Origin of the sequence: Pseudomonas sp. B707 (assembly GCF_022496685.1) — a bacterium.
Lineage (GTDB): Bacteria > Pseudomonadota > Gammaproteobacteria > Pseudomonadales > Pseudomonadaceae > Aquipseudomonas > Aquipseudomonas paraglycinae.
The window spans coordinates 55,136-63,338 of sequence record NZ_WTVE01000034.1 but is presented as its reverse complement, the minus strand read 5'-3'; the positions used below and the strand labels follow the sequence as shown (position 1 = coordinate 63,338).

Here is an 8,203-nt window from a genome sequence, read left to right as displayed (position 1 = left end):
ACTCGAACCCGCGACCCCCGGCGTGACAGGCCGGTATTCTAACCGACTGAACTACCGCTGCGCTAAACACTTGAAACGAATGGTGGGTGATGACGGGATCGAACCGCCGACATTCTGCTTGTAAGGCAGACGCTCTCCCAGCTGAGCTAATCACCCTTCGCTTCGGTGTGGCGCGCATTCTACGGAGCGACCCAACCTCTGGCAAGCACTTTTTTAAATAATTTTCTCAGCCCTTCCAAAGGCTTAGAGAAGGGTTGGCCTATGACCCGGCGAAGACAATAATGCCCCCCTTTGTATAAAGGAGAGACTCACCCCATGTGGTTCAAAAACCTGCTTATCTATCGCCTGACCCAAGACCTGCCTGTCGATGCCGAGGCGCTGGAAACTGCACTGGCCACCAAACTGGCGCGTCCATGTGCAAGCCAGGAGTTGACCACCTACGGTTTCGTCGCGCCGTTCGGCAAGGGCGAAGATGCTCCACTGGTGCACGTCAGCGGTGACTTCCTGCTGATCTCCGCCCGTAAAGAAGAACGCATCCTGCCAGGCAGCGTCGTGCGTGACGCGGTCAAGGAAAAGGTCGAAGAGATCGAAGCCGAGCAGATGCGCAAGGTCTATAAGAAGGAACGCGATCAGATCAAGGATGAAATCATCCAGGCTTTCCTGCCGCGCGCGTTTATCCGCCGCTCTTCGACCTTCGCCGCCATCGCGCCGAAACAGGGTCTGATCCTGGTCAACTCGGCCAGCCCGAAACGCGCCGAAGACCTGCTCTCCACCCTGCGTGAAGTGATCGGCACCCTGCCGGTTCGTCCGCTGACCGTGAAAACCGCGCCGACCGCCGTGATGACCGAATGGGTCACCACCCAGCAAGCCGCCCCGGACTTCTTCGTGCTGGACGAGTGCGAACTGCGCGACACCCACGAAGACGGCGGCATCGTGCGTTGCAAGCGTCAGGACCTGACCAGCGAAGAAATCCAGCTGCACCTGAGCACCGGCAAGGTGGTGACTCAACTGTCGCTGGCCTGGCAGGACAAGCTGTCGTTCATGCTCGACGACAAGATGACCGTCAAGCGCCTGAAGTTCGAAGATCTGCTGCAGGATCAGGCGGAACAGGACGGCGGCGACGAAGCCCTCGGCCAACTGGACGCCAGCTTCACCCTGATGATGCTGACGTTCGGCGACTTCCTGCCGGCGCTGGTTGAAGCACTGGGCGGCGAAGAGACTCCGCAGGGCATCTAAGCCTCTGCGCAGTCTTTGGGTTATCTTCAAACGCCACCGCTTCGGTGGCGTTTTCACATAATAAGGAACAGGCCATGCGCGCACTGGCTGCACTGAGTCGTTTTGTCGGCAACACCTTCGCTTACTGGGTTCTGATTTTCGCGGTGATCGCGTTCCTGCAACCGGCCTGGTTCCTCGGCCTCAAAGGCGCGATCGTGCCATTGCTCGGGCTGGTGATGTTCGGCATGGGCCTGACCCTCAAACTCGACGACTTCGCCGCCGTCGCCCGCCATCCATGGCGCGTCGCGTTGGGCGTAGTTGCGCACTTCGTGATCATGCCGGGGATGGCATGGCTGCTGTGCCAGATCTTTCATCTGCCGCCGGAAATCGCCGTCGGCGTGATTCTGGTCGGTTGCTGCCCAAGCGGCACCTCATCGAACGTCATGACCTGGCTGGCCCGTGGCGACCTTGCGCTGTCGGTGGCCATCGCCGCCGTCACCACCCTCCTCGCCCCGCTGCTGACCCCGGCGCTGATCTGGCTGCTGGCCTCGGCCTGGTTGCCGGTTTCGTTCATGGAGTTGTTCTGGTCGATCCTGCAAGTGGTGCTGCTGCCGATCGTTCTCGGCGTGGTCGCGCAACGAGTGCTTGGGGACAAGGTGCGCCACGCGGTGGAAGTGCTGCCGCTGGTGTCGGTGGTCAGCATCGTGATCATCGTTGCCGCCGTGGTTGCTGCCAGTCAGGCGAAGATCGCCGAATCCGGCCTGCTGATCATGGCCGTGGTGATGCTGCACAACAGCTTCGGTTATCTGCTGGGCTATTTCACCGGGCGCCTGTTCGGCCTGCCGCTGCCGCAGCGCAAGTCCCTGGCGCTGGAAGTCGGCATGCAGAACTCGGGGTTGGGGGCTGCGCTGGCCAGTGCGCATTTCTCGCCGCTGGCGGCGGTGCCGAGCGCGTTGTTCAGTGTTTGGCACAACATTTCCGGGGCGCTGCTTTCGACATACTTCCGACGGATGAGCGAAAAACAAGACCGTGAGACGCTGGCGCAACAGGCGGCCGACTGATCCGGGATCAAGGCGCGGCGCACAATTTTAGGTAGTATGTGCGCCACGCGGGGACGACCCTGCGGCTCAATCGAGTTTTCAATCTGGGGACGGCCCCGTCAATCGATGGAGGTTTTTCATGTCCTGGATAATTCTGTTTTTCGCCGGCCTGTTCGAAGTCGGCTGGGCCGTCGGCCTGAAATACACCGACGGTTTCACCCGTCCGCTTCCGACCGTTCTCACCGTTGCCGCCATGGCAGTCAGCCTTGGCCTGCTGGGTCTGGCAATGAAGGAATTGCCACTGGGCACGGCCTATGCGATCTGGACTGGCGTCGGTGCCGTGGGCACGGTGATTGCCGGGATCATTCTGTTTGGCGAATCGATGGCGTTGATTCGCCTGGCCAGCGTGGCGTTGATCGTCGCAGGGCTGATCGGGCTCAAGGTCAGCGCCTGAGCCGTTGCCGCCATCCGTCAGGGATGGCGGCTTTCTTAACAACTACCTGACAGTCCCGCGCAACTCCCCGACCAACGCCTGCAACTCCGCCGGCTGCGCCGCTTCCACGGCGACCGGTGCACCCGCCACCAGCGTCACCCGCGACCACAAGCGCCGGAATACCCCTTTGTTCGGATCGCGACTGAAGAAACTTCCCCACAACCCCTGCAAAGCCAGCGGAATCACCGGCACCGGTGTCTCTTCGAGAATCCGCGTCAGCCCGCCCTTGAACTCGTTGATCTCGCCATCGGCGGTCAACTTGCCTTCCGGGAAGATGCACACCAGCTCACCGTCCTTCAGATACTGGGCAATCCGGGTGAAGGCCTTTTCGTAGATCTGGATGTCTTCCTGACGTCCGGCGATAGGAATCGTCCCCGCCGTGCGGAAGATAAAGTTCAGCACCGGCAGGTTGTAGATCTTGTAGTACATGACAAAGCGAATCGGCCGACGCACCGCGCCACCAATCAGCAACGCATCGACGAACGACACGTGGTTGCACACCAGCAACGCCGCGCCCTCATCGGGAATCGCCTCAAGGTTGCGATGCTCGACGCGGTACATGGAATGGCTCAGCAGCCAGATCATGAAACGCATGCTGAACTCGGGGACGATCTTGAAGATGTAGGCGTTGACGCCGATGTTGAGCAGCGACACCACCAGAAACAGCTGCGGAATAGACAGCTTGACCACGCTCAACAACACGATGGTGACAATCGCCGAGATCACCATGAACAGCGCGTTGAGAATGTTGTTGGCCGCAATTACCCGCGCCCGCTCGTTCTCGGCGGTGCGCGACTGGATCAACGCGTACAGCGGCACAATATAGAAACCGCCGAAGATCCCGAGGCCCAGCACATCGATCAACACCGCCCAGGCATGGCCGAAACTCAGCACTTCGGTCCAGCTATGGCCAACAGCGCTTTCTGGAATTCCACCGGAATGCCACCACAGCAACAGCCCGAAAACCGTCAGGCCGAACGAGCCAAACGGCACCAGGCCGATCTCGACTTTGCGTCCGGAAAGTTTCTCGCACAGCATCGAACCCAGCGCGATACCGACCGAAAACACCGTCAGAATCAGGGTGACCACGGTTTCGTCGCCGTGCATCCATTCCTTGGCGTAGGCCGGGATCTGCGTCAGATAAATCGCCCCGACGAACCAGAACCACGAGTTGCCAACGATCGAGCGCGACACAGCAGGTGTCTGCCCCAGGCCGAGTTTCAGGGTCGCCCAGGACTGACTGAAGATGTTCCAGTTAAGGCGCATTTCCGGGGTCGCCGCCGCGGCGCGGGGAATGCTGCGACTGGCCAGATAACCCAGCACGGCGATGCCGACAATCGCGGCGGACACCACCGGCGCGTAATTGGCCGACGACATCATCACCCCGGCACCGATGGTCCCGGCCAGGATCGCCAGAAACGTGCCCATCTCCACCAGCCCGTTGCCGCCGACCAGTTCATCGTCGCGCAAAGCCTGCGGCAGGATCGAATACTTCACCGGCCCGAACAGCGCCGAGTGCGTGCCCATGGCGAACAGCGCCACCAGCATCAGCGACAGGTGATCGAACAGGAAGCCGACGGATCCCACGGCCATGATGGCGATTTCTGCGAGCTTGATCAGACGGATCAACGCGTCCTTGGCGAATTTTTCCCCAAACTGTCCGGCCAGCGCCGAAAACAGGAAGAACGGCAGAATAAACAGCAGCGCGCACAGGTTGACCCAGATGGAGCGGTCACCTTCGATGGTCAGCCGATAGAGAATGGCGAGGATCAGCGACTGCTTGAACACGTTATCGTTGAACGCGCCCAGCGACTGGGTAATGAAGAACGGCAGGAAGCGCCGGGTGCGCAGCAGGTTGAACTGTGAGGGGTGACTCATCTTCCGTGTGACCCTGTTGTTTTTGGAAAGAGAAGGTAGCGAGTGGCCTGGCTACGCTTATAAGAATCTCGAACCGCGATCCAGGCCACACATTACCTAATCTTTGCAGGTTATTTCTTCAAACCTGCAATGCACGGTGAAACAAACAGCTCGCCGCGCCATGCACCTTGCAGCGTACGTTTACCGACGATCAGCCACATCACCGCCAGCAACGTCACCAGCACACAACCGACCACACTGAAGAACGTCAGGTGCAACGTGCTGCCCAGTTTCAGGGTTGCCAGCGAATAGACGCCCAACGGGAAGGTGAAGCCCCACCAGCCAAGGTTGAACGGAATGCCGTCACGCAGGTAACGCACGGTGATCAGCAGCGCCATCAGCATCCACCACAGACCGAAGCCCCACAGCGTGATCCCGGCGACCAGGCCCAGGCCCGACGCCATTTCGCCGATGCCCGGCAGACCGTTGGCCGCGAAGATCGCCGGGGCGTCGCCACCCAGCAGCAACATGCCCAGGGCGCCGGTGCCGATTGGCCCCAGGGCCAGCCAGCTCGATGCCGCCATGTTTTCGTGGGGCAATTTGTGCAAGGCCATGCGCAACAACAGGATGGTCAGGATGCTGAACGCCACCGGCAGAGAAAAGGCCCAGAGCACGTAGCTGGTCACCAGCACCACCAGTTGCGAATGGGCATCGGCGAGATGCGGCGCGAGCAGTCCACCGCTGGCCGCCGCCACTTCCGCGGCCACCACCGGCAGCAGCCAGACGGCGGTCATCTGATCGATGCTGTGTTCCTGACGGGTAAACATCATGTAGGGGATCAGCACACCGCAGGCCAGCGACATCGCCACGTCCAGCCACCACAGCACTTCGACGAGATGAATGACGCCCTCACCCCAGCGCGGCAGACCGAACAGCAGAAAACCGTTGATGATGGTCGCCAGCCCCATCGGAATGGTGCCGAAGAACATCGAAACCGTGGAATGGCCGAAGATCCGCCGCGCCTCGTCGAAGAACAGAATCCAGCGGGCGGCGTAGGCAACGGTAAACAGCACGAACAACAGAATGTTGAACAACCACAGCCCTTCGGCCACGGCGTGCAGGCCGGGAATGGACACCGGCAATTGCGCCAGCGCCAACGCCAGCACACCGGTGCCCATAGTGGCGGCGAACCAGTTCGGGGTGAATTGGCGAATCACTTCACGCGGGTGCTGAAGCTGGCTGAATGGCTTGATGCCGGGTTTGGCGCTGTTGGGGCAAATCATCATGAACTCCTGTCCTCTGGTGAGGTTGAGCCCATGGTAGAACCGAATCGAATATCTATATAACGGGTAATATCTCTAACCGTTATCTGTTTTGTAGATATGCAGTCAGACACTGCCTTCGGTTTCGATCACCAGAATCCGCGCCGCGCCCTGCGGATGAGCGACGTGTTCAGTGCCGATGGACGCGTAGAAGATATCGCCAACGTCGAGCAAGGCCTGCTTCTCCTCACCTTCTTCGCGATAGTGCATGAGCACCTGACCATCGAGCACCACGAACACTTCTTCACCGTCATTGACGTGCCATTTGTAGGGCTGGTCGGTCCAGTGCAGGCGCGTGGTGATGCCGTTCATGTTGGCGATGTCGAGCGCACCCCAGGCGCGCTCGGCGGTGAAGGTCTTGCTGCGGATGATCTTCATGCGTCGGTCCGTGAGAAGAAGGGGCTGGCCAAGGCTAACCGAATCCAGAGGTGTTATGGAGCGCTGCAAGTCTTGGCCGCTTGCGCCCGGAAACTCATCAGCAGCGCACCGACCGCCAGCACAATCAGCACCGCGCCATACACATCGGTGGTGGTCAGCAGGCCCACGCTGTGGGTGAAATGTCCGGCCAGCAACGCCGGCAGGCAGAACGCCAGGTAACTCAGCACATAAAACGCCGACATCAATCCGGCACGCTCATGGGGCAATGCCAGCGGCACCAGACTGCGTACCGTTCCGAGGAAACCCGAGCCAAAGCCACAACCGGCCACCAGCGTGCCGAAGAAGAACAGCGACAGACTGGCGCTATGCACGCCCAACAGAATCAGCACGATACCGGCCGGCAGCAGACTCGCCCCAAGTTGTAGCGCGCGGGAGGCAGGACGATTGCGCAAGGTGAAGATCATCAATGCACCGGTCACAGTCAGCGCCGCCACGGTCGCGCCGCCGATCAGGTTGGAGGTGGAACCGGTGGCCGTGCGCACCAGCGACGGTGCCAGCGAGGCATAAAAACCGCCGAGCGCCCAGGTCGCGGTGTTCAACGGCAACACTCGCCACAGCGTCGAACGCGCCTGAACCGGCACATGCAGGGTCGGCCGCAACGAGGCCCATGCCCCGGCCTGCGGCGAGACGCTTTCCGGCAGGCGCCAAACATAGATGCCCTGCAACACAAACAGCGCGAGCAGCAACCAATAGGTCAATTGCAACGGCGCCGGTGCGAACTCAGCCAGCAAGCCGCAGCCCATGCCGCCCAATGCCATGCCGAGCAACGGCGCAACGCTGTTGATCAACGGCCCTTGCTGGCGATCAGTGTCCAGCAGCGTCGCGCTCAACACAGCGGTGGCCATGCCGGTGGCGAAACCTTGCAGCACTCGCGCGCCGATCAGCCAGCCCACGCTGTCCGCGTAGATAAACAGCAGCATCGCCAGCGCATTGAGCGTCACGGCGGTGAAGATCACCGGTTTGCGTCCCAGGTGATCCGACAGCGAACCGACCGTCAGCAATGCGGCCAGTAGGCTCAACGCATAGACGCCGAAAATCAGGGTCAGTACCGCTGCCGAGAAATGCAGCTGATCCTGATACAGGTGATACAACGGCGTCGGCGCAGTGGAAGCGGCGAGAAAACTCAGTAAGGTGATCGCCAGAAACCACAGGCTGGAACGATGGGAAGCAAGGCTGGTCATGGGCACACTCCGCAAAAGCTAATTTTTTGCTTTTGCGGAGTGTGCTCTCGGCTTGCGCTTAAAGCAAATTCTTTGTGTTAAGGTCTGCCGCATGGCTATTAAAGAAGGTTTACGCCCTGGCGGTCGCAGTGCCCGGGTGCAGGAGTCGATTCATTCGGCAGTCCGCGCGCTTCTGCAAGAACAGGAGCGCTCAACGGTGACCGTCCCGCAAATCGCGGCGCGGGCCGGCGTGACGCCGTCGACGATTTATCGGCGTTGGGGAGATCTGGCCGCCTTGCTGGCCGACGTCGCCCTCGCCCGCATGCGTCCCGACAGCGAGCCGGCTGAAACCGGCAGCCTGCGTAGCGACATCCGTGCATGGGCCGAACAGTATCTCGACGAAATGAGTTCGGAGCCCGGACGCAACATGATGCGCGACGTGCAGGCGAGCGCGACGCCGGGCTATTGCGTAACGATCATCGGCGCGCAACTCCAGACCATCATCGAGCGCCACCCCAAGGAAACGGCGCCGAGCGTGGATCGTCTGATCAATCTGGTGGTGTCCCCGGTGGTGTTCCGCATTCTGTTTTCGGCAGCGCCGCTGGAAGTCGAAGAACTGCACCGCTTGATCGACATCGCGCTCAAACCGGACTGACCCCAGAACTGCCCGGTTCTGTT

8 protein-coding genes and 1 tRNA gene are annotated in these 8,203 nt (G+C 60.7%); 4 read left to right on the top strand and 5 right to left on the bottom strand.

Going from position 1 to position 8,203, the window contains the following annotated elements; genetic code table 11:
• Nucleotides 1-80: 80 nt before the first annotated feature.
• A tRNA-Val gene (locus GQX66_RS24945) sits at nucleotides 81-156 on the bottom strand.
• 159 nt (nucleotides 157-315) lie between these two features.
• Here GQX66_RS24945 and rdgC point away from each other — a divergent pair.
• The 3 genes from rdgC to sugE all read left to right on the top strand — a co-directional run bounded on the left by rdgC (nucleotide 316) and on the right by sugE (nucleotide 2,709).
• Nucleotides 316-1,236 (top strand): recombination-associated protein RdgC, encoded by a 921-nt coding sequence (gene rdgC, locus GQX66_RS24940; RefSeq protein ID WP_007950430.1) that lies wholly within the window; start codon nucleotides 316-318, stop codon nucleotides 1,234-1,236.
• Between the two features lie 74 nt (nucleotides 1,237-1,310).
• A complete protein-coding gene (locus GQX66_RS24935; RefSeq protein WP_064378690.1) occupies nucleotides 1,311-2,276 on the top strand; it encodes a bile acid:sodium symporter family protein in 966 nt (321 codons plus the stop codon).
• A 118-nt stretch (nucleotides 2,277-2,394) separates the two neighbouring features.
• Nucleotides 2,395-2,709, top strand: coding sequence for a quaternary ammonium compound efflux SMR transporter SugE (gene sugE / locus GQX66_RS24930; RefSeq protein ID WP_011333160.1), 315 nt, complete (start codon nucleotides 2,395-2,397; stop codon nucleotides 2,707-2,709).
• A gap of 42 nt (nucleotides 2,710-2,751) precedes the next feature.
• Here the strand turns inward: sugE and GQX66_RS24925 are convergent, their stop codons facing one another.
• The 4 genes from GQX66_RS24925 to GQX66_RS24910 form a co-directional block, all read right to left on the bottom strand.
• Nucleotides 2,752-4,626 carry an MFS transporter gene (locus GQX66_RS24925; protein ID WP_240871927.1) on the bottom strand — a complete coding sequence of 625 codons (1,875 nt, stop codon included), beginning with the start codon at nucleotides 4,624-4,626 and terminating at the stop codon, nucleotides 2,752-2,754.
• Between the two features lie 110 nt (nucleotides 4,627-4,736).
• Nucleotides 4,737-5,888 carry a TDT family transporter gene (locus tag GQX66_RS24920; protein WP_102687996.1) on the bottom strand — a complete coding sequence of 384 codons (1,152 nt, stop codon included), beginning with the start codon at nucleotides 5,886-5,888 and terminating at the stop codon, nucleotides 4,737-4,739.
• Between the two features lie 105 nt (nucleotides 5,889-5,993).
• Nucleotides 5,994-6,305, bottom strand: coding sequence for a cupin (locus tag GQX66_RS24915; RefSeq protein WP_127797353.1), 312 nt, complete (start codon nucleotides 6,303-6,305; stop codon nucleotides 5,994-5,996).
• A gap of 53 nt (nucleotides 6,306-6,358) precedes the next feature.
• Complete coding sequence (locus GQX66_RS24910) at nucleotides 6,359-7,546, bottom strand: MFS transporter (protein ID WP_236189126.1); 1,188 nt, start codon at nucleotides 7,544-7,546, stop codon at nucleotides 6,359-6,361.
• Nucleotides 7,547-7,637: 91 nt separating this feature from the next.
• On the opposite strand from GQX66_RS24910, the gene GQX66_RS24905 reads away from it, so the two are divergent.
• Nucleotides 7,638-8,180 (top strand): TetR/AcrR family transcriptional regulator, encoded by a 543-nt coding sequence (locus tag GQX66_RS24905; RefSeq protein WP_102718411.1) that lies wholly within the window; start codon nucleotides 7,638-7,640, stop codon nucleotides 8,178-8,180.
• The last annotated feature ends 23 nt before the right edge of the window (nucleotides 8,181-8,203 follow it).

Excerpts from the sequence above, each read along its gene's own strand:
- GQX66_RS24920 (WP_102687996.1), bottom strand. The coding sequence starts at position 5,888 with ATGATTTGCCCCAACAGCGCCAAACCCGGCATCAAGCCATTCAGCCAG.
- GQX66_RS24905 (WP_102718411.1), top strand. The coding sequence starts at position 7,638 with ATGGCTATTAAAGAAGGTTTACGCCCTGGCGGTCGCAGTGCCCGGGTG.
- GQX66_RS24935 (WP_064378690.1), top strand. The coding sequence starts at position 1,311 with ATGCGCGCACTGGCTGCACTGAGTCGTTTTGTCGGCAACACCTTCGCT.
- GQX66_RS24925 (WP_240871927.1), bottom strand. The coding sequence starts at position 4,626 with ATGAGTCACCCCTCACAGTTCAACCTGCTGCGCACCCGGCGCTTCCTG.
- sugE (WP_011333160.1), top strand. The coding sequence starts at position 2,395 with ATGTCCTGGATAATTCTGTTTTTCGCCGGCCTGTTCGAAGTCGGCTGG.
- GQX66_RS24910 (WP_236189126.1), bottom strand. The coding sequence starts at position 7,546 with ATGACCAGCCTTGCTTCCCATCGTTCCAGCCTGTGGTTTCTGGCGATC.
- rdgC (WP_007950430.1), top strand. The coding sequence starts at position 316 with ATGTGGTTCAAAAACCTGCTTATCTATCGCCTGACCCAAGACCTGCCT.
- GQX66_RS24915 (WP_127797353.1), bottom strand. The coding sequence starts at position 6,305 with ATGAAGATCATCCGCAGCAAGACCTTCACCGCCGAGCGCGCCTGGGGT.